Source organism: Deltaproteobacteria bacterium RIFCSPHIGHO2_02_FULL_44_16, assembly GCA_001798185.1.
Taxonomy (GTDB): Bacteria; UBA10199; UBA10199; order 2-02-FULL-44-16; family 2-02-FULL-44-16; genus 2-02-FULL-44-16.
In genome coordinates this window covers 213,223-237,116 of the sequence record MGRM01000009.1, presented here as the reverse complement: position 1 = coordinate 237,116, position 23,894 = coordinate 213,223, and the positions used below count along the sequence as shown (strand labels likewise).

Below are 23,894 nucleotides of genomic sequence, written 5' to 3'. Positions count from 1 at the left end.
TACAATCTACAGGGATCTCAAAAAATGATCGATATTGATTGCAGCGATGATTCCCTGTGCTGCAGCGACCGTTGGAATTTGTGGTTGCCCGCAGAGGATATCGCCAGCAGCAAACACTCCTTTGATGGAAGTGCTCATTGTCGTATCAACCAGAACTGTTTTGTTGTCGGCAAGTTCTACTGTTCCTTCAAGGTAAGAGTGAGTTGTCTGATAGTCAGAGAGATAAGAAAAAACTGCATCGATCGCGATTCCTTTTTCTGCTCCTGCGCTTAAAACCGTGATGCCTTCAACTTGATCTTTTCCTTCAATGCTTTTGAGACTTGTTGAAAAAAGAAATTCTATATTCGATTTTTTTTCGAGAAGATGAAAAAGATGATCGGGAATATCGAGTTTCGACGAAGGAATAATAAAGTATAAGGTTGAAGCAAATCGTGCGAGAAGAATCGCCTCTTCTGCGCTGTGAGCTGATTTTCCGACCACTGCCATTGTTTTTCCTTGAACAGAGGGCCCATCCAAGAGCGCATCATAATAAACACCTTTGCCACGAAGTTCTTTTTCTCCTGGTGCGAAGTGAGTGCGTGAAGCTGCGCCCGTTGTCAGAAGAAGAGCTTTTGTCTGTTCTTGTTTGCCGTCCTCTTTTTGGATTTCAAAAGGAGAACTTTTCAGCATGACTGAAGTCACGGTTGCCGGTGTGAAGATGGCACCCGCAGTATGTGCTTGTTGATGGAGGCGAGTTGTGAGTTCATGCCCTGTAATGGATTCAAGAAGGCCCGGGAAAAAATGGATATGGCCTAAGCTTGCGAGATATCCTTCGTCGATGTTCTTATCGAGGAGCAGGGTTTTCCATCGATGCGCAGCAAGAAAGGTGGCTGCCACACTTCCAGCGCTTCCTCCTCCGATAATAATGACATCATAAAGTTCTGACATTAAAAGAGGCTCCTCTGCGGATCTGGTTCTAAGCATTCATGAGGATGAAGCATTTTCCAGGAAATAGGAGCGCGTCCTTTTTCAGTCCCAAATTTTGGAGTATAGAAAACTTCTTGGTGCTTCGCGCCATATTCGAAAATCTCTCTCGTGATTTTTACATCTTCCAGACAATACGCTTTTAATTTTTTGATCTGCCCTGTGCGAAAATATTCAAGGGCATCGAGTCCATTCCCAAGTTTCTTTTTTCCAAGTGTGGCTTCTGCAATGCTGTCGAGACTCACTCGATGACCGAGCGCGCGAACCATTTCTTCAAGGAGATCGAGTTGCGGAAGTGTTTTATTCAGATCGAATCGCGAATAAGCTTGTAGGATCGGCGTATCAAATTTTTTGCTATTAAAACCAACAAGTAAGGGACGATGTTGAAGACGCTCAAAGAAGAGATGGAGTTCTGGTTCTTCATAGACCGTGTACATGTTGTTTGCGTAATCGTAAGCCCCCAGGACAGAGATGCCGAGCTTTTCAAAGGCATGTCTGCCGCCAACATCATTAAAGGCGTATTTCGTTTCCAGATCGTAGACAATAATATTTTTTGGATTCTTCATCGAAGAATCTTCATGCTAAAGATTCCACGTTAGGTCAATTGATATAGTGGTTTAACTTTTTGAGAGTATGCTTTTTGTCATTCCCGCGTAGGCGGGAATCCAGAAGACATTGAAAGCACTGGATCCCTGCCTCCGCAGGGATGACAACAAATGAAAAGACATTTATGAGATGGACTCTAAGTAGGATCAAAACAGAGCCCGAGACGTTGCGCTGTTCGATTTGTCAGTGGATCGGTCACTCCCATGCTGGTGAGCAGTTGTTGGCCGGCGTTGTTGCCCAGATATTCAATGTTAATAGTGGTTGAAGAGGTTTCAATCGAGTTTCCCGCTGCATCGCGAACGACGAGATCAACGGAAACATCGCCAAAGGTATATTGTTCGCCATTCGGACCAAAGCGCCATGGATTCACACTTCCCTCGCCAAAAGTGACAGAAGGACCGGGGGTCGTGATCTGCATCGTAATCGGTGATGATTGAAAGGTTTGGCTCGCTTGAATGAAAAGAGAGCCAGGATGACGGATGCTCCATTCGTAAGTAGTGCCATTATTATTGAGACTGTCAATTTGATATCCGACAGAATCGAGAGATTGAATCGTACCACCTGTATAATATTCAGGAATTCCCGTGGGATTGAGGACGCACCACAGGGGGATGGTTCCAGGAAGTTCCACAATGCGAAGTGATCCTTTTGCCGGTGTTGGTGGCGTTGCTGGTGAAGGTGTTGCTGCTCCCGAGGGAAGCCCAGGACACACTGGAGGTGGAAGCGTGTTTTGGCTCCCCACCAATGTTCCCAGAACTCGTGTCACTTCAATCTGTTCGAGATTGAGCGCGACTAGGAGTTCGAATGCAGGATCAACGAGGCGATCTCCTGCAAATGCTTTGAGATTAAGCATTGTTCGATTGGTTCCGAGATTCAGCGCTGCGCCAAGATGACGATATTGACCGCTTTGGAACCCCGGAACGAAAAGAAGATCCGCGATTTGTTGAAAACGTTCTGGAGAGATTTGCGACGCAATTTTGAAGTGCGATGGCGCAAATTGTTGCATGACTTCTGCCATCGGATGCGAAGCGCAGGCAAGCGCATCTGGTTTCGTCGCGCGAAGGAGATAACGTGATGTACCAAGTATCAGTGCGCTGCTGTTTGTTGCTTGATAGGCATAGACATTCTGTCCCGAAGGAAGAGTGCTTATGTGACTAAAACGAGAACCTTGTTGCAGACTTTGTAAACCATCCACTACAGGATCGCCCTGTCGGATCGAAGAACGAAGAAGACTGATAAGATTATTTAAGAATACCGGAACGCTCTGACTTCCATAGTCAAGCACCATGACTGATTCTTCCACTTCGGGATCAGTTACGGGGTTGAGAAGAAAAAGTTGATTGTTTGTAAGGCTCCCTGTTGATGGAGTGCTCGGACCAAAGATAATTTGAGAAATACGGTCCATGTCTGCAGGAGGCGCTGCGGAACATGCTGGATCAGGGACTGGAGTTCGGGAAGCCGCTCTGTAACGTATCGCGATACACGCGCGTTCGGGCATGCTATTTGCCATGCGTCCTAAAAGAGTTCCATTGTCAGCCACAATGCGCTGCCAGAGTAAAGCATTCGACGTGTTTCTGAAATCGATTGCAATCACAGTGTGTGCATCACTCGGAAGTAGATCCATGCACGGTTCGCACGAAACGATTGGTGTGATATCTGGTGTCTGAATCGCTGGAGGCGCGAGACATGCGAGTGTGTTATCAACCGTGGTGGGGCTTGGAGCTGGGTTTCCTTCGGCAGCTTGCTGCGGTTTCTTTTCATCGTTCGCGGCAAGTTGACCGGCCGCCTCTTCCTCTGCTTTCGTGGGTGCATCAGGATCAGTAAGACCGATGAATCCAGCTTTACAGCCTGAGATCAAAAAAAGGAGACTGATCATCACGACAGAGATTGCTGTGTGTCTCTCACTTTTCATGGTGATTCCTCCCGCCAACGTTAAAGTTTTTTTTGTTCATGAGTTTAAAGTGCAATTTACATGCCCACGGCTTTAAAGAGGTAAGGTTTTGATTTTATGGAAAATAATTCTTTTTTGACTCCTTCTCATCTTGAGAAATTCTCATTCTGAGAGGTCATTTTCTTCCATCATGAAAGAGGGGAGGTATTCACATCATGTGGACGAGAGATTTTGTTGTCAATAGAAGTGAAGCTTGTTATCGACGCTATTCATGAATGTAACGGCATTTTCACTTCTTTTTCTTTTTCTCGCGGGAGCGGTGATCGCGGGAGCAATCATTGGACTTTCAGCGCTTCTCGGAAAGCCGGTACGCACAAAAGCCCATAAAATTCCGTATGAATGTGGCCTTGATCCCGTCGGGACCGTGCGTCCTCGAACTCCCATTAATTTTTTCCTCATTGCGGTTCTTTTTATCATCTTTGATGTGGAAATTGTCTTTTTATATCCATGGGCGGTTGTTTTTCGCGATTTTGTCATCAAAGGAGATGGATTTTTGATGTTTTTTGAAATGATTGTCTTTGTTGGAATTCTCTTTTTGGGTCTTCTCTATGTCTGGAAACGAGGAGCGCTTGAATGGGAGGAGAAGTCATGAGTGGCGGTACCGATATTATTACCTCGAAAATCGAAGACCTTTTAAACTGGGCGCGAAAGTATTCGCTCTGGCCTTTTCCTTTTGGAACCGCCTGCTGCGCGATTGAGTTTATGGGGGCTGTTTCGAGTCGTTATGATATTTCTCGTTTTGGTGCTGAGCTCGTCCGCTTTTCTCCGCGCCAGGCCGATCTCTTGCTCGTCATGGGAACCGTGAGTTATAAACAAGCTCCTATTTTGAAACGTATTTACGATCAGATGCCGTATCCGAAATGGGTTGTTGCTTACGGTGTCTGTGCGTCGACCGGTGGATTTTATGACAACTATCATACGATTCAGGGGATCGATGAAATTATTCCCGTCGATGTTTATATTCCTGGTTGTCCGCCGAGACCTGAACAACTTTTCGATGCGCTGGTGAAAATTCAAGAAGGTATTTTAGGGAAAAAGAAACCAGAGATACTGCATGCATAAAAACAATTTCAAAACTGATCAGATTCGGGTGACGCCGGAGCGTGTTCCGGGAGGTCTCCGTCTTCAGCGGAGGGCCGGAACACCGCAGGCGGCAGGACCCGTATCAAATAAGAAATGTTTTGAAATTGTTTTTAAGTTTTTGATATTTTTTTTTCTTACATTTTTTGTTCAACCACTTTTCGCCGATCACTATGATGATGCGATGTCGCTTTTGAAACAAGGTCGTCATGAAGAGGCGGCGATTTATTTTGCGGCTTTTGCGTATGAATCGCCACGACATAAGAATGCACCTGAAGCGCTTGCCTCTGCAGGACGTCTTCTCGATAAATTTCAAGACAGTTTAAGTGAGGCTGCAGAAAAGAAATGTTATTGGAGTAAAGGGGCTCCTAAAACCCCAGCGTGTATGCAAGAACACGTTACACAGTTTAATAAACGTTTTGGTCATCAAGCTTTTGAATACACCGGCGGAACCGGCATTGCGTTTATTCAATATACCGGCGCTCACTACGAACGAATTCTTGCACGTTATGCAAAAAGTAAGTATGCGGCCGAAGCTGAATTTTATCTTTTACTTCGACGTCTCAAAGGACATCCTGATGAAGTTCTTCCGCGAGTGGAAGGATATCTTCGACGTTTTCCCAGCGGAGAATGGAATCGTCGTGCGACATTGCTGCGGGGGCGAGTGAATGAAGATATTTCGTATATTTGGCGCAAATGGACATGGGTTGTCTACAACGGAAAAATTACGGAAGATGAATTGATTATTAAATCACAACCGTATCGCATGGCAGCGATCAAAGCATTTCATGAAGTGATCGAAAAAGGGAAAAATACTCCAGAAGGAGTCATTGCGAAACGCGATCTCGAACTTTTATTACAAGAAGGAGATGATGGAAATATTTACAGCATTACCAACGACTCGTCTGGCGGAACCTGGAGTGCGTGGGGATTAACATTTCCGTAAAAAAATATGTCACAACATGTACTTGAAAGGCTGAAAACCCGTTTTGGAAACGAGTGTCGTGAAACCTCAAGCGCTTATGGCAATGAGACGGCTGTGTTCCCTCGTCATGTGTGGATCGACGTCATTCAGTTTTTGCGTGATGATCCAGAACTTCGCTTTAATATTTTGATGGATCTCTGCGGCGCTGATTACCCGGAAAGAGATGAACGATTTGAAGTGATCGTGCATCTCTCTTCGCTCTCAACTCGAAAACGCATTCGCGTCAAAACGAGATGTCCGGCAGATGATCCGACTCTTCCTTCGATTTCTCATTTATATAAGACCGTTGATTGGTACGAACGTGAAGCATACGATCTTTTTGGCATTCGTTTTACGGGTCATCCAGATCTCAAACGCATTCTCTGTCATCATGAGTTTGAAGGTCACGCGCTTCGAAAAGATTTTCCGTATAATCGTCGAGGTGTTGTTCCGACTCCAGAACCTTTAGTCGACGAGCTTGCGCGTAAAAAAACACGACAACACGAAGTGATTGAAAAAATGTTGCAGCATGCTGAGAAAGAAGAACGAGGCATGCAAGATTTGGCAACACAAGCGAATCTTCTCAATATCGGTCCTTCGCATCCTGCCATGCACGGATGTTTTCGTGTGCTTGTGGATCTTGCGGGAGAGAAAATTCAAACGGCGGTTGCTGAAATTGGTTATCTTCATCGCTGTTTCGAAAAAGAAGCGGAGAATCACGATTATCTTCAGGTGATTCCATATACCGATCGTTTGAATTATCTTTCATCACTGATGAACAATGTTGGTTACTGTAAAGCTGTGGAAGATTTGCTTTCACTTGATATTCCAGAACGCGCAAAGTGGATTCGCATGCTCATTTGCGAGGTTTCTCGTATTATGGATCATCTGGTTTGCATCGGAACAAATCTAGTCGATATCGGCGCGCTCACCAATTTTTGGTATTTCTTCAACATGCGCGAACAGTTTACCGATTGGGTGGAAGCACTGTGTGGTGCGCGGCTCACGACATCCTACACTCGGATTGGTGGCGTGATGCGCGATATGCCTCCGAACACGCATTCTTATTTAAGACAGTGTTTGAAAGATCTTCGGAAAGCGCTTGATGATGTGAACGGTCTTCTTCGACGCAATCGTATTTTAATGGATCGCACACAAGGGGTTGGAGCCATTTCATCTGAGGATGCGATCAGTTTTGGTTTTACCGGTCCCTGCTTACGCGCGTGCGGTATTGATTATGATATTCGCAAAGCGCATCCTTATTATTATTATGATCAGCTCGAGTGGGATATTCCGATCGGAACGCATGGCGATTCATACGATCGTATTTTTGTGCGTATGGAAGAGATGGAACAGTCAGCGCGTATGGTCGAGCAAATTTTAGAAAAAATTCCAACTGGTGCAGTGATGACCGATGATCGTCGTGTGGCGTTTCCTCCAAAGCATGAGGTCTATGGTTCGATTGAAGGGATGATGCAACATTTTAAATTGGTGATGCATGGCATTATTCCACCAGCAGGAGAAATTTATTCGTATACGGAAGCTGCGAATGGTGAACTCGGTTTTTATGTGGTGAGTGACGGTTCCAAAAATCCTTATCGTATCAAGGTCCGTGGTCCCTGCTTTACGCTGTATCAAGCGTATCCCGCGCTCATTGAAGGTGGAATGATTGCAGATGCCATTGCAATTCTTGGTGGGTTGAACATAGTAGCCGGCGAAATTGATCGTTAATATATGAACTTCAAGTTTACAAAAGAACGGGAAGCGCAGCTTCCAAAGATTTTGGCCAAATATCCGACCAAACGTGCGGCGATTTTGCCGGTGTTGTGGCTTGTGCAAGAACAAGAGGGATGGGTTTCAAAAGAGGCGATGGAATATGTCGCCAACTTTTTGGAACTCTCTGCAGGCGATGTCCAGGAAGTGGTCACGTTTTACACAATGTTCAATCGCACACCGATTGGGAAACACCATATTCAAATTTGTAACAGTGTCTGCTGTCGACTGCGAGAAGCTGATTGGCTTGTCGATTATGTGAAAGAAAAAATCGGCTGCAATGTGGGAGAAACTTCTCCATGCGGAAATTTTCACCTCTCGACGGTGGAATGTCTGGCATCGTGTGGTACAGCGCCGATGATGCAAGTTGGGAATGACTATTATGAAAATTTGACTCCTCAAAAGGTGGATAAACTTTTAGATGAATTAAGAAGAGATTCCAAATAATGAAAAATCATTTCGAAACAGATCAAGATTCGGGTGACGCCGGAGCGTGTTCCGGGAGGTCTCCGTCTTTAGCGGAGGGCCGGAACACCGCAGGCGGCAGGACCCGTATCAAATGGGAAACGTTTCGAAATGATTTTTCAACATAACTAAAATGACTCTTGTCTTAAATAAAAACTGGAATGTCGAAAAGATGGACGACATCGTTGTTGCCAAAAAACATGGCGCTTATGCGTCGCTTGAAAAACTGTTTCAGATGCAACCTGATCGAGTGACAGAAGAAGTAAAGGCCGCAGGCCTTCGCGGTCGAGGTGGTGCCGGTTTTTCAACCGGAATGAAATGGAGTTTTGTTCCGAAAAATACCGGAAAGCCAGTCTATCTGGTCATCAATGCCGATGAGAGCGAACCAGGAACGTTTAAAGATCGTCATCTGCTGGAGCGAGATCCGCATCTGCTCATCGAAGGAATGATCGCTGCTTCGTATGCGATCGGTGCGCATACGGCGTATATTTATTTTCGTGGAGAATTTTTTCATCAATGCGAACTTTTTGAAGCTGCGCTTTTTCAAGCCTATGCATCAAAACTTCTTGGCAAAAATATTTTAGGTTCTGGGTATGATCTTGAAATTTACACGCATCGTGGAGCTGGCGCCTATATTTGTGGGGAAGAGACCGCACTTCTTTCGTCGCTTGAAGGATATCGAGGATTCCCACGTATCAAGCCTCCATTTCCGGCGGTGGAGGGTCTCTTTTCCTGTCCGACGATTGTTAATAATGTCGAAACTATTTGTGCCGTTCCCTTTATTTTGGCGAAGGGTGCAAGCGCTTATCGAAAATTCGGAACGGAAAAAAGTCCTGGAACCAAACTCTTCTCTGTATGCGGTCATGTCGAAAAACCGGGAGTCTATGAAGTAGAGCTCGGTCTTCCGTTTGCGACGTTTATGAATGAATACTGTGGCGGTGTGCGTGGTGGTCGTAAACTCAAGGCGGTTGTTGTTGGTGGATCATCAGTTCCGGTTCTCACGGGCGAACAGATTTTAGCATCGCGACTCGATTATGAATCGCTGCAACAATCGGGAACACTTCTGGGAAGTGGTGGGGTGATTATCTTTGATGACAGCGTCTGTGCGGTCGAAGTGCTTGCGGATCTCGCACGTTTTTATGCGCACGAGTCGTGTGGTCAGTGTACACCGTGCCGCGAAGGGACAGGATGGGCAAAGAAAATTGTCGATCGGATGGAGCGAGGTGATGGAGATGCACAGGACCTCTCGGTCCTTTTTCAGTTAGCTGACAATATGCAAGGACGAACGATTTGTACGCTAGCAGATGCGCTGGCGATGCCGATTCGATCGTGGATTAACTGTTTTCGACATGAATTTGAAGAACATGTTCGTTTACGACGATGTCCGATGAAGCGAAACACGTTGGATGTGCGTCGAGAAAATATTTCAAAACTGACAAATAATTCGGGTGGCACCAACGCCGGATCCCAGGGGTGCCCCGCGTAAGCGGGGAGGTGGAACGGCGGAGGTGACAGGACCCGTAACAAAAGAGAAATGTTTTGAAATATTTTTTTGCAAAAACTTGAAAGTGTTATGACACAAAAAGTGAAAATGACGATTGATGGGAAGCACGTGGAAGTCGATGCTGGTGTCACGATCTTCAATGCTGCAAAAGATATTGGGATCGAAATTCCGCATTTCTGCTATCATCCAAAACTTTCGATCGCTGGCAACTGCCGTCTCTGCCAGGTCGACGTTGAAGGGGCCCGCGCTCCCGTGATTTCGTGCCGTGAGCGAGTTCGTGACGGTATGATTGTACATGTAAATTCCCAGAAAGCAGCGCAGCTGCGAAAAGATGTGCTCGAATTTATTCTCATCAATCATCCACTCGACTGTCCCGTCTGCGATCAGTCGGGAGAATGTAAACTTCAAGATCAATATTTCGATCACTCGCTGCAGCCCTCCCGCATGCGTTATCCGAAAGTGCACAAACCGAAAGCAAAACCGATCGGTCCCTATGTGGTGCTCGATGATGAACGCTGTGTGCTCTGTACTCGCTGCATTCGTTTTTGCGATGAGATTGCGAAAGAGCATCAACTGATTCTGTGCGAGCGGGGTGATCACTCGACGATCGATGTCTTTCCCGGAAAGCAACTCGATAATCCGTATTCGCTCTGTACGGTCGACATCTGTCCCGTTGGAGCGCTGACCTCTTCCGATTTTCGATTTCAAAAACGTGTCTGGTTTTTAAAAAGTACTCCCTCCATCTGCACGGGATGCGCAACAGGGTGCAATATCTGGCTCGATCACGATGACGGAATCGCCTATCGCTATCGACCGCGAGAGAATGAAGAGGTGAATGAATGCTGGATGTGCGATCCCGGGCGCATGACCTATAAACGGATCAATGCTGATGAACGTGTCCTCTTTCCGATGAAAGAGGTGAATGGTATTTATGAGCGCATCAGCTGGGAGAGCGCAACCGCAGAGATGGCGACAAAACTGAAAACGTATCAGCCATCAGATATTGTCGGTGTCCTCTCAGTTCAGCAGTCGCTCGAAGAAAATATGGCAGCACTTCGTTTCTTCAAAGAAGTTCTGAAAACTTCTTCGATTGTCTGGAGTGGTGATGAACATGATCCCTCGTTTGCGGATGACATTTTGCGCGATCACGATCGAAATCCCAATACGAATGGGGTGAAACTTCTGACGCAAGAACGTTTTTCGGAAAAATCGAAAGGAAAAGTTTTTGTCATCCTGGGATCACTTTCTGATGCTGATGAGAAAAGACTGATTTCTCTAAAACCAGAATATGTTGTGCTCATGACCGATATCAGAAACGAAAGCATACAGCCCTTTGCGCATCTTCTCCTTCCGCGCGCAAGTCACGCAGAGCAAGAGGGGACGTTTGTAAATCGTGATGGACGATGGCAACGTTTTTCGAAAGCCTTTGATCCGAAAATGGAATCGCTTCCGACCTGGGGAATTCTCAATCATCTGGCATCAGCTTTCGGAAGTTCTTTTGGATATGCATCTGCCGCTGAAGTTTTAGCCACCGGAAAGAAAGCGATAGGATTATGATCGAGCACGGACTTGCTATCGCAAAAGTGGTGATCGTTATTATGATGGTGCTGAACCTCGTGCCGATTCTCATTTGGATGGAGCGAAAAGGGGCCGCATATATTCAAGACCGTCGTGGGCCGAATCGCGCTGCACTTTTTGGCATCATTCGTTTAGGTGGACTCATTCATAGTCTTGCAGATGCGATCAAACTGATCACCAAAGGGGATACCACCAACGAACAAGCATATAGTCCCCTTTTTATTCTTGCTCCGATGATTGCTCTGTTTGTCGTTGTGGTAACGCTTGCGGTGATTCCTTTTGCAGAACCTCTTCACCTTGGAAATGTGATCTTTCATTTTCAGATTGCTGATCTGGAAGGGGGACTTCTCTATGTGCTCGCCCTCTCGTCGCTCAGTGTCTATGCGCTTTTACTTGCGGGTTGGTCTTCGGGAAATAAGTATTCTTTGCTTGGTGCGCTTCGCGGCGCTTCGCAGATGCTCAGCTATGAGCTTGCGATGGCGCTCTCTGTCGTCGCGCTCTTTTTAGTCGCAGGATCTTTTCGTCTGAACGATATTGTCGCTGATCAAGGTTCCAATCTCTTTTCTTGGAATGCGGTGCGTCTCCCGCTCGCTTTTCTTCTTTTTTTCGTTGCTCTTTTTGCCGAGACGAATCGTCTTCCGTTTGATTTACCTGAAGGAGAAGCGGAGATCACCGCTGGTTTTCATACAGAATACAGTTCCATGCGCTTCGCGGTTTTTTTCATGGCAGAATATGCGCATATTATTGTGGGATCGCTTCTGGTTTCTCTCCTCTTTTTTGGAGGATGGCATCTTCCGTTTGTCTCCACGACCCTGATGCGCGAACATATTCACTCTATCATTCCGATGACCTGGATCGGACTTATCGTTCTTCATTTTCTTGTCGGTCTTTTTTTAACACGTCGATACTTTAAACGTCGTGGATATTGGGGAGATAAACGAGATTTAGAGCCTCTCCTCTTCGGGGCTGGCGCCCTTTTCATGGGTTTTGTTTTTTTCGGAACTTATTTTATTTTTAGTTCGCATGCCATTCCAGAAGGGGCGATAGCCCTCTTTCTTTTTTTCTTGCAACTCATTGTGCTGCTGACGAAAACACTTTTTTTTGTTTCTGTTTTTATTTGGGTTCGCTGGACATTACCGCGATTTCGATATGATCAACTGATGCGACTTGGATGGAAAGTCCTTTTGCCGCTGGGGATTGTGAATGTCGTCATTGCAGCGGTGATGGTTTTATTGAGGCCATAACCATGATGCTCGATACTCTTCTTTTTTATCTTTTTGCTGCCGCTGCTTCTCTGTCGGCGTTGCTCATGATCACACGCGTGAATCCGCTCATCAGCTCTCTTTGGCTTGTGGTCTCTCTTGCAGCGTCCGCCGGACTCTTTGCACTTCTTGCTGCTCCTTTTTTGGCGGTCATTCAAGTGCTTGTCTATGCCGGAGCGGTGATGGTCCTTTTTATTTTCGTGATCATGCTTATTGATCTTGGACCGCGCGCTTTAAAACCGCGGATCGTTCGTTTCAGTAAAATTCTTGGCGTTCTGCTCTCGCTCTACCTCGCTGCGTTACTTGTCATGAGTTTTTGGAGGCCACCATTTGCGCTGCCGATGCCACTTCCTGAACATTACACGCAGACGAAAACGCTCGGGAGTTTATTGCTAACAACTTATGCCGTTCCTTTTGAATTGGCTTCTCTGTTATTGCTCGCAGCAATTGTGGGAGCTGTGGCGATGGGAAAGAAAAAACTGAGCTAGCGTTGGGAGATGTCATGATGATCACGTTACAACATTATCTCTTTTTAAGTATTCTTCTCTTTGCGATCGGTATGATGGGCGTTGTCATTCGCCGCAATGCTCTCATTATTTTTATGTCGATTGAGTTGATGCTGAATGCGGTCAATATTGCATTTCTGGCATTCTCTCGTTGGAACGGTATTGCCGATGGAACGCTTTTTGTCTTTTTTGTCTTAGCCGTTGCAGCAGCAGAGGCTGGTGTTGGACTTGCCATTATTATTGCGCTGTTTCGTCATCGTTCAACGGTTTATGTCGATGATGTGAGATTATTAAAAGGATAATGTACTTATAGTGGTTTAACTTTCAACTAGGATATTGTCATCCCCGCGCAGGCGGGGATCCAGAAAAGATAAACATCTGGATTCCTGCCTGCGCAGGAATGACATCGTACTCAAATGCTTGAGTTTATCTATCACCATCTTTCGATTCAAATGCTGGTCTGGCTTATTGTCGCCTTTCCACTTTTAGGCGCTCTTCTGAATGGCATGTTTGCAGCGATCTCTTCACATGAAGCAACCGATCGTCATCGATCAATTGTTTCTTTTATTGGAGTGCTGATGCCGCTTCTCGGTTTTGCGGCAACGATTGTCTGTTATTTTACGCTCATCGGTTTTGAGGGGACAACACCGTCACTCATCACCGGCCCACTTTTCACCTGGACCGCACTTCCAGGGCTCGTCATTGATATCGGGCTCAATGTCGATGAGCTCTCGCTTGTGTTAGCGCTCATTATCACGGGTGTCGGAAGTCTTATTCATCTCTACTCTGTGGGCTACATGAGTCACGATGCGGGATATGCGCGTTATTTCATGGAGCTCAATCTTTTTCTCTTCTTCATGTTGATTTTGGTGCTCGCTGATAATCTTCTTCTGATGTTTGTGGGATGGGAAGGGGTTGGGCTCTGTTCTTATCTTCTGATCGGCTTTTGGTTTGAAGATGCAGAAAAGGCAAAAGCGGGATCGAAAGCATTTATTGTCAATCGCATTGGGGATGCTGCCTTTCTCTTAGGAATGTTTCTGATCTTTGGGGTGATGTCTGCGACGGGCGCAGATCCGAGTCTTGGATTTTTTAATTTTGAAACCATGAGTCGTCATGTGGCTTACTTTACTCCTGTTGCCACCATTCTTTGTCTTCTTCTTTTTATCGGAGCGTGCGGAAAATCGGCGCAGATTCCCCTCTATGTCTGGTTGCCTGATGCTATGGCAGGTCCGACCCCTGTCTCAGCACTGATTCACGCAGCGACCATGGTGACCGCGGGGATCTATATGATCGTGAGGCTCAATTTTCTCTATGTTCTCTCTCCTGTCGCAATGGATATTGTCGCTATTATAGGAACGACGACAGTCGTTTTTGCCGCGACGATGGGTGTGACCGCGACCGACATCAAAAAAGTTCTCGCCTATTCGACGGTTTCGCAACTCGGATATATGTTTCTTGCCTGTGGTGTCGGAGCTTTTTCTGGCGCCATTTTTCATCTTGTGACGCACGCTTTTTTTAAAGCACTTCTCTTTTTAGGCGCTGGGAGTGTGATTCATGCGCTGCACGGCGAACAAGATATGCGTCGCATGGGAGGCTTACAGAAAAAACTTCCGATTACGACATGGACCTTTGTCCTTGGCTCTTTCGCGCTTGCAGGGCTTCTCCCGACGTCAGGTTTTTTTTCTAAAGATGCTATTTTATGGAGTGCGTATAACAGTGGCCATGTCGGTTTATGGTTTGTTGGATTTTTAGGAGCGGGACTCACCTCCTTTTATATTTTTCGTTTGGTTGGTTCAGTCTTTTTTGGAAAGACAGAACTTCCTCCTGAGAAATGGAAAAAAATACACGAATCTCCTGTGTCAATGACACTTCCGCTCCTCATTCTTGCGTTTTTCTCTCTCTTTGCCGGTATTTTAGGAATTCCAGAAGTTTTAGGAGGGAGAGATCTGCTGTCGCAATGGTTACGCGATATTGTTCCCACGGCCATGGGACATGGTGGAGAAGCGTCACACGCAACTGAGCTTGTTTTAATGGTGGTGACCACACTTTGGGGGCTTCACTTTTCCATTTTCGGTTGGGTGATCTACACACAAAAGCGTGGCTTTCCAGATCGAGTGGTTCAGAAAGTTTCTCGGCTTTATTGGCTCATCGCGAATCGTTATTTTGTAGATGAACTCTATGATCGGGTCATCATTCGTCCACTTCTGTGGTGTTCGCGTCGTTTTTTATGGAAAGGGATTGATGAGATGACGCTCGATGGTCTGTTCGTGTATGGCAGCGCACGCACCATTGGACTCTGGGCACGTTTGGTGTCGATGAGTCAAAATGGTGTGTTGCAACAGTATTTATTGTATTTCTTAATCGGCGCGGTGTTGATTGTGGGATATGTGGCATTGTAGAAAATGGAGTTCAAAAGTTGTCATTCCCGCGAAAGCGGGAATCTCATGAGATCCCCGTCTTCACGGGGATGACACGGAATCGTATATATGAGCTGGATACATGCACATTTGTTAACGACGATTATTTTTCTTCCGCTTTTTGCAATGGTGATGATTCTTTTTGTCCCTGCAACACGCGTCCGAGAAATTCGTTTTCTTTCGCTGCTCACGAGTCTCGTGACGTTTGCCTTATCGATGGTGGCATGGAATCGCGTTACAGGTTCTGGTGCTTTTGAACTCACAGAATTGGTTTCGTGGATTCCATCCCTGGGGATCTCATATCGACTCGGCGTTGATGGGGTGGGGATGATTCTTATCTTGCTCTCCGCATTTCTTCTTCCACTTATTATCCTCAGCGCATGGAACGAAATAGAAAAGAGTTGCAAACTCTTTTATATGCTTCTGCTTCTTCTCTCCACCGGAATGATGGGAGTTTTTGCGGCGCTTGATCTTTTTCTCTTCTACATTTTTTGGGAGCTCGTGCTTATCCCGATGTATTTTTTGGTGGGTGTTTGGGGGAGTGGCAATCGCATTCGTGTCGCGTTTAAGTTTCTTCTCTATACGATGACCGGATCAGTCTTAATGCTTGCCGCGATTCTCTATGCTGCATGGTACTGTGGTGGAACATTTGATTTGATTGCATGGTACGAGAAGGGTTTTCCTGTAACAGCGCAGCTGTGGCTTTTTGGGGCTTTCGCTTTGGCGTTTGCGATCAAAGTTCCTCTCTTTCCTTTTCACACGTGGTTGCCGGATACCCACACTGAAGCGCCAACAGCAGGGAGCGTGATTTTAGCGGGCGTGCTGCTCAAAATGGGAACCTACGGTTTTTATCGTTTTGCCATTCCTCTTTTTCCTTTGGCAGTCGTGAAGTTTGCACCGTTGATGCTGACACTCTCCGTCATCGGAATTATTTACGGAGCGCTTGTCGCCATGATTCAGCCCGATATCAAACGTCTTGTTGCTTACTCCTCTGTTTCTCATCTTGGTTTTGTGATGCTGGGACTCTTTGCCCTCGAACCTCACGCGGTGAGTGGCGCGGTGTTGCAAATGGTGAATCACGGCCTTTCCACAGGAGCTCTCTTTTTCCTGATTGGCATGCTGTATCATCGACGTCATACACGTCTCATTGCTGATTATGGTGGGATTGCAAAAGTTGTTCCTCTTTTTGCTGCTGTTTTTCTTTTTATCTCCTTTGCTTCAGTCGGAATGCCGGGACTCAATAATTTTGTCGGTGAGTTTCTCATTCTGCTGGGCGCTTTTCAGACCAAAACGTGGTACGCCTCTTTTGCGGTGATCGGAGTTATTTTAGCTGCTGGGTATATGCTCTGGGCGATTCAGCGCGTTTTTTTTGGTTCACTTACCAACGAAGAGAATAAACGACTTACAGATCTCACGGCTCGTGAATATCTGATTCTTGTCCCCTTGATGGTGATCATCTTGCTCATTGGGGTGTGGCCAAAACCGTGGCTCGAAAAAATCGATCGTTCCACTGAAGCATTTTTGAAATTGTCAAAAAGAGTTGAAATTTCCAATGCACAAAGAGACCTCTTTCAAAACGTTTCATTGTTACGGGTCCTGCCGCCTGCGGTGTTCCGGCACTCCCACTTATCGCGGGAGCCCCTCCCGGAAGCACCTCCGGCGTCACCCGAATCATGGAGTTTTGAAAGAGGTCTCTTTGAAAAAGGTCTCGTCGAGGTGACGCAACCATGAATTGGATTCACTTCTTTTCTCTTTTTTCCCCATGGCTGGTGATTCTCGCTGTTGCTTTTCTCGTCCTTTTTTTAGGAAGTTTTTTGCGCCAGTCTCGTTCTCTTCTTTCACTCCTTTCTTGTGTCGGTGTCGTGATTGCCTTTTTTCTTTCATGGCAGTTGTGGCTTGCGGGTGGCAGCGAAGTTCTCGGCATGCTCTTTTTTGATCGCCTGAGTTTTCTCGGATGGATGATCTGTCTCTTTGCGGTTGCGCTGACGATTCTCATCTCTCCTGATTATGTGCATCAGCGAGCTATGGCCCAACCAGAATATTATGCGCTCCTTCTTTTCTCGACGATTGGAATGGGAGTTTTTGTTGCCGCGAGTGATCTTCTGACCTTATTTTTAGGTCTCGAAATTATGTCAATTGCACTCTATCCGCTGACCGGATTTTATCGTGCGCGTCCTGAAGGGAATGAAGCTGCGCTCAAATATTTTCTTACCGGCGCTTTTGCTTCTGCTTTTCTGCTCATGGGCATTGCCTTTCTTTTTGGAAGTAGTGGAACGACCGATCTTACGCTCATGTCTGAAACTTTTCGGAAAGCAACCATAGAGACGGCGCAGCTCTTTGGCTTTGCGTTGGTACTCATCGGTTTCGCGTTTAAGATTGCTGCAGTCCCTTTTCATGCTTGGGCGCCAGATGCGTATGAAGGAGCCCCAACTCCGATCACGAACTTTATGGCAACCGCAGTAAAAGCAGCTGCATTTTTGGCGTTCTTGCGTATTGCTCTTACTCTTTTTGGAAACCAGGGTTATTTTTTGAGTCAGGGAGGAGAGGGGAGCAACATCATTGCTGCGTTAGCAGTGGCAACGATGCTTTTTGGAAATCTCGGCGCTATTATGCAGGACAATGTCAAACGCATGCTTGCGTATTCTTCCATTGCGCATGCAGGTTATATTCTCGTTGGATTTCCAGCCTTAGCATCTTTTCCCCACAATGCTCACACTATCGTTTTCTATCTTTTGTCTTATGTCACGATGACCGCCGGAGCCTTTGCGATTCTCATCGTGGCTCAAGGCAATCGCGAGTCAACCGACGTGACTCATTTTGCAGGATTTGGGAAAAGACGGCCAGTGCTCGCGGCGCTCTTAACGCTTTTTTTGATTTCGCTCACCGGTTTTCCTCCGACGATCGGATTTTTTGCGAAGTACTCTCTTTTTTATGGAGCGATCAAAGCAGGTTCTGTATGGCTCGTGGTGATTGCGCTTCTGAATTCTGTTCTTTCAGCCTACTACTATCTGCGTCCCGTGGTGGTGATGTATTTCCATCATGCCCCCCAAAGCTTGAGTGGGGGGCAATCCGACAGAGAACAATTTGAAACTCTTCCCTCAGGCCTTGTTGCGGTCGTGACCGTAACCGCGCTCATCGTGATTCTCTTTGGTATTTTCCCTGCCGAACTTCTCGCCATTGTGGAAAAATCTTTTTAGCTGCTCTACGCATTTATCAATAACTGACAGTTAGTTATTGGTACATCTTATAGAAAGATTATCGAGTTGTGGTGGAGGTGCGAATAGCATTTGCAACTGTTTCAGCGTTGGGGTCTCCTGTGTTTTCATCGAGAATTTGTCTTGCTGCATCTGAAGGTTTTCTTCCATTGGTGACCAGATCTAGTCGACGAAGAAGAGGGAGTAAGAATGCGAGATAAGGACCACTGAAATCTCTATTCAAAAGTGCTACGACGACCGACATTTGCAAGCGTGAATCTTCCTCAGAGCCAATCTCTCCTTCATTGCGCTGTAAACGTTCATTCCCCTCTCGACAGAAACGTTGTAAATTTGGGAATTGATGTGCGATAGAACGAGAGAAGCGGCCCCATTGGTCCCTATTAAGTGCATTGATAAAACCAGTCAGTGTGGGAGATGCTTCTGTGGATGTGTTCAGCCGATCCAGAAATTGCATCAGTCGCGTCATAAAAAGATCAGTGAGCCCAAGTCGTACCTGTTCTCCTGGACTCATGGAAGGAGAAAAAGAAACGCGGTTTGCACGCTGAGCCCAATGATCTTTTAACCAAACGCCAATATCGTATTCAGTTCTGAGTTGTCGCGATTTTGTTTCTTCAACCTCGCTTGCGTCCATAATCCCAATCAGTGCTGCGAGAATGATGATGCCACGATCGCTGTTAGGAATATTCAGTCCGTTGAAAAGAGCTTTCAGGTATGAAACATCATATTTTAAAAGCTCAGTTGCCATTTCCTCAGTGATGCCTGCGAGGAACTCATCCAGTGCTGCTGATGAAGAAAAAAGATCTCGGAGTTTATTTCCAAGTTGTTCTTTTGGTGTGAGCGCTTGTGGCCGAAGTTTTTCAAGCTCCTTAATGATGGGCGTTGTAGCGTTTCCGGGATAAGTAGTTCGAAGATGTTCGATAAAAAATCGATTTAAGTGAGGGAAATGATAGCCGGCTAAATTGAGATGAGAGAGAACCTGAGCAACCTCTCTCCATAGTTGGGGGGAACCCTGAGAAAGAAAATTGATTAAAATGGGAGAGCTCGGCGAAGTCTGAACAAGCTGATCTAACAGGGAAAAAATGCGACGCGTTTGCTGGACCGCGTTATGCAAATCCCGATTTTCTTCTTCTGTTTCAACAGAAGCAGCGCCGAGAATAGAAAATAGAGGAACGGTAAATCGATTCATAATCCACCGACCGAGATTTGCAAGATTTTGTAAGATGCGAAGATCTGTGAGAATGGTGTTCGGAGATAAGACGGCGATGGTGATAATAGTCGCACGCAGTTCTGTTGGCACCTGCAAACGATTGAGTTCCCCCACCAAAGCGTCGATATCGAGATTTTTGAGAATTTCTTCAGCAGTAACAAGATCAAGCTCTGCAAGGAAATCGTCGAGCAGAAGCGGATCAACGAAATCCTGAAGTATCTGTCGAAGTCGATCGATTGGCGATGGTGTTGGAAGAGGAGTCACGACATCGTCGCGCAGCGATAAAATTTCTCCGCGCGCAGTACGAAGCTCGCTCATGTAACCACGAACTGCATTTTCTATCCAATCAGGATGGAGTGAAGGAATGATCGGAGGAAGACGATGAAGAGCCATCATCCACGTGGGAGAAATATATGTCGTATCTGTGGGAGCTCCAAGTGGTGCGAGAAATCCTCTTTGTGATCCAAAGTCCCACTTGATGGGAGGAGCATTCGGAGTTCTTGCTCTTGCGACTTTGGCTGCTGCAAGAGTTCCCGCAATTGCGCCGATTTGGCACCACGCCATTTCTTCGGGTATCTCTCCTTGTACAGCTTGAGTTGCTATTTTGGTACTGCTTACAAATAAAGAAGTTCCTCCAATCCATAATAGTCCTGGAAGGACGGATGTTCCTACAGCAGCTTCAGGAATGCTTCCCCAAGCAACTCCTGCTTGGATGACAAAGTATTGTATGCCACCGTATGCAATCGTCCAAATACCCGAACCGACACCACAGGTGAATGCCGATGAAAAGCGACCCCAGTTTGTGAGCTCTTCAGAGACAAAGTGTTCAATCATTTCTTCTTCAGATGCAGGACCAATTGTTGGCTGACGTGCGGCTGTAATTTCACCATCACTGATAGGAATAAATTGATATGAATGCCGAACATGGTTCATCCATCCTTGATGTTCTTCTGCAAATTGGCGAGCAGCATTTCCACTTAAGATAACTTGTAAATTTGAAATGCCACTCAGAAATTCAGGATTCTTTTTCGGAAGAGCGAGCGCGATATTCTCTCCTTCTTCAAGAACCACAACATAATTGAGAAGGTCTGCGAGTCCTACTTGGACCGATGTATTTGGGCGCAATTTCGAGTGTTCCGCCATGAGTTCAGCAATATGCTCTGATAAAGGAATAAGGGACTTTGGAGGGGGTGCCCAATACCCAGGTTTTTTTGCAATAGCTGACATGGTTGTTATATCGGCATGAAGAGGTGTTCAGTTGCCAAAGATTTTATGATTTTGATCATCAACATGGTGAAAACATCTTGCTTTAGAGGCGCAGCCTCGATTATTGCCGTGGTTTCATGAAGATAGCGATTATCATTCCCGCCGCGGGTATTGGCACCCGGATGAAAAAAAACTGTCCCAAGCAGTATTTGGACATTGCTGGTAAACCCTTAATTTGTCATACCCTGGAGCGCTTTCGCTCATTCCACCAGGTGGTGATTGTGGTTGCACCTGAAAGAGTCGATTCATTTCAAACAGATATTTTGCAGCACTACGATTTTCCTCAGTGGAGTGTGATCGAAGGGGGAGAGAAGCGACAAGATTCTGTACGAAATGGTTTGAACGCTCTTTCATCTGATACTGAAATCGTTGTTGTCCACGATGGAGTGAGACCTTTTGTAACGCATGAGTTGATTGAACAATGCATTTCGAAGGCTGCTGAGGTCGGTGCAGCTATTGTTGCTGTCCCGGTCAATGATACGATTAAGCACGTCGATGAAATAAAAAATATTTTACAGACAATAGAAAGAGCGCAGCTCTGGCGAGCGCAAACACCGCAGACTGCACGATATTCACTTTTGAAAAAAGCGTTTGATGCAGCATATCGCGACAATTTTTATGGAACTGATGAAGCAAGTCTGATTGAACGTATCGGAGAGAAAGTGGCAATTGTTCCAGGAAGTGAAAGAAACATTAAGATCACAACACCTGAGGATTTACGTTTAGCTGAGTTTTGGTTGAGTCAACGATGAGTCATTATTTTAAAACTTTATTAATAATGATGCGGGTCCTGCCGCCTGCGGTATTCCGGCCCTCCACTAAACGCGGAGACCTCCCGGAACACGCTCCGGCGTCACCCGTATCCCATCTGTTTTAAAATAACGACTCAACAAGGAGTAAACTCATGCAATTTAAAATCGGTATGGGGTATGACATTCATAAGTTAATTATCGGACGACCACTGAAACTTGGCGGAATCGAAATTCCGTTCACGAAAGGGCCAAAGGCTCACTCTGATGGTGATGTTTTACTCCACGCGCTCATCGACGCGCTTCTTGGAGCAACGGGCAAAGGTGATATCGGTCAGCATTTCCCCGACACCGATGCAAAATGGAAAGATGCAAAGAGCACCGACATGCTCGTGCAAGTCTTCAAGCCAATTTACGAACGTGAATGGGCGGTGAATAATTTGGACGCAACAATTTTGACAGAACAACCAAAGTTGAAAAAATATATTCCTGCCATGCGCGAACATCTCGCAAACATTTTACAAATGGAAAAAATGGATGTGAATATCAAGGCAGGGACAAACGAAGAATGCGGTGAAATCGGTCGCGGCGAAGCGATTGCCGCGCAAGTAGTCGTGCTCTTGGAACTGCGACCGCGATCGAAACATCCATTTTCGATTACATAACTATTATATGAAGACCCTAGATGCTGAACCAAACTGACGAGGATTTTCTCGCAGGGGGCCTTTGACTGAGGCGCGTCGATGCAATTTAAAAGATCGCGCCGAGGAAAACAGAAGACGCGAGGAGCAGAACCGCAGCGTCTGTACCCCGAGAGAAAATGCGAGATCAGTTTGGTATAAAATTATGACTCTTAAAATTCACAATACCCTTCATCGCAAAAAAGAGGAATTTATTCCTCTCAAAAAAGGAAAAGTTGGTATCTATGCTTGCGGTGTGACGGTCTACGATTCAAGCCACATCGGCCATGGCCGGGCGGCGCTGACCTATGATGTTGTTGTGCGATACTTACGTTATCTCGATTATGAGGTGACCTTTGTTCGCAACTATACCGATGTGGATGACAAGATTATTCTTCGCGCCAACAAAGAAGGTGTCAGCGCAGATGATATTGCCCAGCGTTATATCGACGAATATGAACGGGATATGAAAGCGCTTGGTATCGACACAGAAACAAAAAAACCGAAAGCGACAAAGCATATCAAAGAGATGACTGCGATGATTGAAACGCTGATCAAAAAGAAAATGGCGTATGCAGTTGAGAGTAATGTTTTCTTTTCGGTGCGCGCCTTTCCTTCATACGGAAAACTTTCCAATCGCAACATCGAAGAACTCGAAAGCGGAGCGCGTGTTGAGATCGATGAACAAAAACGAGATCCTTTGGATTTTGCGTTATGGAAAAAAGCGAAGCCGGGAGAACCTTCGTGGAAAAGTCCATGGGGAGAGGGTCGTCCTGGGTGGCACATCGAATGTTCCGCGATGAGTACAAAATATTTAGGTGAAACCTTTGATATTCATGGCGGGGGTCGGGATCTCATTTTTCCGCATCATGAAAATGAAATTGCGCAGAGCGAAGGCGCTCACGGAAAAGAGTTTGCACGCTATTGGATGCACAATGGACTTATTACTCTCAATGATCAAAAGATGAGTAAGAGTCTTGGAAATGTTGCCAATATTTCCGAGTTGTTAAAACGATATCATCCTGAAGTGCTTCGTCTCTTTATGTTTTCCAATCACTATCGCTCGCCGCTTGATTATAGTGAGCAAGCGATGAGCGAAGCCAAAACAGCGCTTGATCGATTTTATGAAACAGTGTCGCGTGTTTCCTCAGCGGGTGCTGACGAGGACCATCGCAGCTGCCCGCTTTCAAATTCTACTCATCAATCAAAACTTTTGGAACGATTGAGCTCTTTTGAAAACGATTTTCAATCAGCAATGAACGATGACTTTAACACTGCAGCTGTTGTCGGAAATGTTTTCGAAATCGTGCGGCTTACAAATAAAATGCTCGATGAAAACGAAAGTAGGGGCGAACGGCGTTCGCCCGGGCGTGTGCCACACGCCCCTACAGAATTGATCGATGGTTTTCACCAAATGCAAAAACTTCTCGGCAATGTTCTCGGTTTTTTTGGTTCAGATCCAAAAAAATATCGCGAGCAAAGCGATGTGTTAGCAATGACTCAATTACACATTGATCCCAAAGAAATCGAACGACTTTTGGAAGAACGTAGGCTCGCGCGTCACCAAAAAAACTTTCAACGTTCCGATGAAATACGCGACCAACTCCAAAAAATGGGTGTTGAACTCAAAGACCGTCCTAATGGTACGACCGAGTGGAAAACGCAGGGGTAAAATAAAACTTTTTCCCGTCATATATTTGACGACTTA

The 23,894-nt window shown here is 45.9% G+C and carries 20 protein-coding genes; 16 read left to right on the top strand and 4 right to left on the bottom strand.

The features are described 5' to 3' along the window. Window positions 1–6 precede the first annotated feature (6 nt). The 3 genes from A3C46_05505 to A3C46_05495 all read right to left on the bottom strand — a co-directional run bounded on the left by A3C46_05505 (window position 7) and on the right by A3C46_05495 (window position 3,481). A complete protein-coding gene (locus tag A3C46_05505) occupies window positions 7–927 on the bottom strand; it encodes a hypothetical protein (protein OGQ22902.1) in 921 nt (306 codons plus the stop codon). Continuing rightward, on the bottom strand, window positions 927–1,529 hold the full coding sequence (locus A3C46_05500) for a hypothetical protein (GenBank protein ID OGQ22901.1): 603 nt from the start codon (window positions 1,527–1,529) through the stop codon (window positions 927–929). Before A3C46_05500 ends, A3C46_05505 begins: the two co-directional genes overlap by 1 nt. Window positions 1,530–1,705: 176 nt before the next feature. Beyond that, on the bottom strand, window positions 1,706–3,481 hold the full coding sequence (locus tag A3C46_05495) for a hypothetical protein (protein OGQ22900.1): 1,776 nt from the start codon (window positions 3,479–3,481) through the stop codon (window positions 1,706–1,708). A 250-nt stretch (window positions 3,482–3,731) separates the two neighbouring features. Between A3C46_05495 and A3C46_05490 the strand changes: the two genes are divergently transcribed. The 13 genes from A3C46_05490 (at window position 3,732) to A3C46_05430 (ending at window position 18,266) form a co-directional block, all read left to right on the top strand. After that, window positions 3,732–4,112 carry a hypothetical protein gene (locus A3C46_05490; GenBank protein ID OGQ22899.1) on the top strand — a complete coding sequence of 127 codons (381 nt, stop codon included), beginning with the start codon at window positions 3,732–3,734 and terminating at the stop codon, window positions 4,110–4,112. Further along, entirely contained in the window at window positions 4,094–4,582 is a 489-nt protein-coding gene (locus tag A3C46_05485; GenBank protein OGQ22898.1) for an NADH-quinone oxidoreductase subunit B, read from the top strand. Before A3C46_05490 ends, A3C46_05485 begins: the two co-directional genes overlap by 19 nt. Beyond that, window positions 4,575–5,546 (top strand): hypothetical protein, encoded by a 972-nt coding sequence (locus A3C46_05480; GenBank protein ID OGQ22897.1) that lies wholly within the window; start codon window positions 4,575–4,577, stop codon window positions 5,544–5,546. Before A3C46_05485 ends, A3C46_05480 begins: the two co-directional genes overlap by 8 nt. A gap of 6 nt (window positions 5,547–5,552) precedes the next feature. Further along, complete coding sequence (locus tag A3C46_05475; protein OGQ22896.1) at window positions 5,553–7,295, top strand: NADH dehydrogenase (quinone) subunit D; 1,743 nt, start codon at window positions 5,553–5,555, stop codon at window positions 7,293–7,295. A gap of 3 nt (window positions 7,296–7,298) precedes the next feature. Next, window positions 7,299–7,784: a hypothetical protein gene (locus tag A3C46_05470; protein ID OGQ22895.1), complete on the top strand. Its 486-nt coding sequence runs from the start codon at window positions 7,299–7,301 to the stop codon at window positions 7,782–7,784. Between the two features lie 151 nt (window positions 7,785–7,935). Next, window positions 7,936–9,288 (top strand): NADH oxidoreductase (quinone) subunit F, encoded by a 1,353-nt coding sequence (locus A3C46_05465; protein OGQ22894.1) that lies wholly within the window; start codon window positions 7,936–7,938, stop codon window positions 9,286–9,288. A 66-nt stretch (window positions 9,289–9,354) separates the two neighbouring features. Beyond that, window positions 9,355–10,863 carry a hypothetical protein gene (locus A3C46_05460; GenBank protein ID OGQ22893.1) on the top strand — a complete coding sequence of 503 codons (1,509 nt, stop codon included), beginning with the start codon at window positions 9,355–9,357 and terminating at the stop codon, window positions 10,861–10,863. Then, a complete protein-coding gene (locus A3C46_05455) occupies window positions 10,860–12,128 on the top strand; it encodes a hypothetical protein (protein OGQ22892.1) in 1,269 nt (422 codons plus the stop codon). Before A3C46_05460 ends, A3C46_05455 begins: the two co-directional genes overlap by 4 nt. 2 nt (window positions 12,129–12,130) lie before the next feature. Further along, window positions 12,131–12,634 carry a hypothetical protein gene (locus tag A3C46_05450; GenBank protein OGQ22891.1) on the top strand — a complete coding sequence of 168 codons (504 nt, stop codon included), beginning with the start codon at window positions 12,131–12,133 and terminating at the stop codon, window positions 12,632–12,634. Between the two features lie 14 nt (window positions 12,635–12,648). Further along, the gene (locus tag A3C46_05445; GenBank protein OGQ22940.1) at window positions 12,649–12,954 is read left to right on the top strand and encodes an NADH-quinone oxidoreductase subunit K; all 306 of its coding nucleotides are present in this window, start codon (window positions 12,649–12,651) and stop codon (window positions 12,952–12,954) included. A gap of 150 nt (window positions 12,955–13,104) precedes the next feature. Further along, window positions 13,105–15,051, top strand: coding sequence for an NADH-quinone oxidoreductase subunit L (locus A3C46_05440; GenBank protein OGQ22939.1), 1,947 nt, complete (start codon window positions 13,105–13,107; stop codon window positions 15,049–15,051). An 87-nt stretch (window positions 15,052–15,138) separates the two neighbouring features. Then, window positions 15,139–16,800 carry a hypothetical protein gene (locus tag A3C46_05435; GenBank protein OGQ22890.1) on the top strand — a complete coding sequence of 554 codons (1,662 nt, stop codon included), beginning with the start codon at window positions 15,139–15,141 and terminating at the stop codon, window positions 16,798–16,800. Next, window positions 16,797–18,266, top strand: coding sequence for a hypothetical protein (locus A3C46_05430; GenBank protein ID OGQ22889.1), 1,470 nt, complete (start codon window positions 16,797–16,799; stop codon window positions 18,264–18,266). The genes A3C46_05435 and A3C46_05430 overlap by 4 nt, the downstream gene beginning before the upstream one ends. Window positions 18,267–18,324: 58 nt before the next feature. Here the strand turns inward: A3C46_05430 and A3C46_05425 are convergent, their stop codons facing one another. After that, entirely contained in the window at window positions 18,325–20,718 is a 2,394-nt protein-coding gene (locus A3C46_05425; protein ID OGQ22888.1) for a hypothetical protein, read from the bottom strand. 116 nt (window positions 20,719–20,834) lie between these two features. On the opposite strand from A3C46_05425, the gene A3C46_05420 reads away from it, so the two are divergent. The 3 genes from A3C46_05420 (at window position 20,835) to A3C46_05410 (ending at window position 23,858) form a co-directional block, all read left to right on the top strand. Further along, window positions 20,835–21,509 (top strand): 2-C-methyl-D-erythritol 4-phosphate cytidylyltransferase, encoded by a 675-nt coding sequence (locus A3C46_05420; GenBank protein ID OGQ22887.1) that lies wholly within the window; start codon window positions 20,835–20,837, stop codon window positions 21,507–21,509. Between the two features lie 152 nt (window positions 21,510–21,661). Further along, window positions 21,662–22,171: a 2-C-methyl-D-erythritol 2,4-cyclodiphosphate synthase gene (locus A3C46_05415; GenBank protein ID OGQ22886.1), complete on the top strand. Its 510-nt coding sequence runs from the start codon at window positions 21,662–21,664 to the stop codon at window positions 22,169–22,171. 181 nt (window positions 22,172–22,352) lie between these two features. Beyond that, window positions 22,353–23,858, top strand: coding sequence for a cysteine--tRNA ligase (locus A3C46_05410; GenBank protein ID OGQ22885.1), 1,506 nt, complete (start codon window positions 22,353–22,355; stop codon window positions 23,856–23,858). Window positions 23,859–23,894: the final 36 nt, after the last annotated feature.

Coding starts and splice junctions, on each gene's coding strand:
- A3C46_05505 (OGQ22902.1), bottom strand. CDS start 927: ATGTCAGAACTTTATGATGTCATTATTATCGGAGGAGGAAGCGCTGGA.
- A3C46_05500 (OGQ22901.1), bottom strand. CDS start 1,529: ATGAAGAATCCAAAAAATATTATTGTCTACGATCTGGAAACGAAATAC.
- A3C46_05495 (OGQ22900.1), bottom strand. CDS start 3,481: ATGAAAAGTGAGAGACACACAGCAATCTCTGTCGTGATGATCAGTCTC.
- A3C46_05490 (OGQ22899.1), top strand. CDS start 3,732: ATGAATGTAACGGCATTTTCACTTCTTTTTCTTTTTCTCGCGGGAGCG.
- A3C46_05485 (OGQ22898.1), top strand. CDS start 4,094: ATGGGAGGAGAAGTCATGAGTGGCGGTACCGATATTATTACCTCGAAA.
- A3C46_05480 (OGQ22897.1), top strand. CDS start 4,575: ATGCATAAAAACAATTTCAAAACTGATCAGATTCGGGTGACGCCGGAG.
- A3C46_05475 (OGQ22896.1), top strand. CDS start 5,553: ATGTCACAACATGTACTTGAAAGGCTGAAAACCCGTTTTGGAAACGAG.
- A3C46_05470 (OGQ22895.1), top strand. CDS start 7,299: ATGAACTTCAAGTTTACAAAAGAACGGGAAGCGCAGCTTCCAAAGATT.
- A3C46_05465 (OGQ22894.1), top strand. CDS start 7,936: ATGACTCTTGTCTTAAATAAAAACTGGAATGTCGAAAAGATGGACGAC.
- A3C46_05455 (OGQ22892.1), top strand. CDS start 10,860: ATGATCGAGCACGGACTTGCTATCGCAAAAGTGGTGATCGTTATTATG.
- A3C46_05450 (OGQ22891.1), top strand. CDS start 12,131: ATGATGCTCGATACTCTTCTTTTTTATCTTTTTGCTGCCGCTGCTTCT.
- A3C46_05445 (OGQ22940.1), top strand. CDS start 12,649: ATGATGATCACGTTACAACATTATCTCTTTTTAAGTATTCTTCTCTTT.
- A3C46_05440 (OGQ22939.1), top strand. CDS start 13,105: ATGCTGGTCTGGCTTATTGTCGCCTTTCCACTTTTAGGCGCTCTTCTG.
- A3C46_05435 (OGQ22890.1), top strand. CDS start 15,139: ATGAGCTGGATACATGCACATTTGTTAACGACGATTATTTTTCTTCCG.
- A3C46_05430 (OGQ22889.1), top strand. CDS start 16,797: ATGAATTGGATTCACTTCTTTTCTCTTTTTTCCCCATGGCTGGTGATT.
- A3C46_05425 (OGQ22888.1), bottom strand. CDS start 20,718: ATGTCAGCTATTGCAAAAAAACCTGGGTATTGGGCACCCCCTCCAAAG.
- A3C46_05420 (OGQ22887.1), top strand. CDS start 20,835: ATGAAGATAGCGATTATCATTCCCGCCGCGGGTATTGGCACCCGGATG.
- A3C46_05415 (OGQ22886.1), top strand. CDS start 21,662: ATGCAATTTAAAATCGGTATGGGGTATGACATTCATAAGTTAATTATC.
- A3C46_05410 (OGQ22885.1), top strand. CDS start 22,353: ATGACTCTTAAAATTCACAATACCCTTCATCGCAAAAAAGAGGAATTT.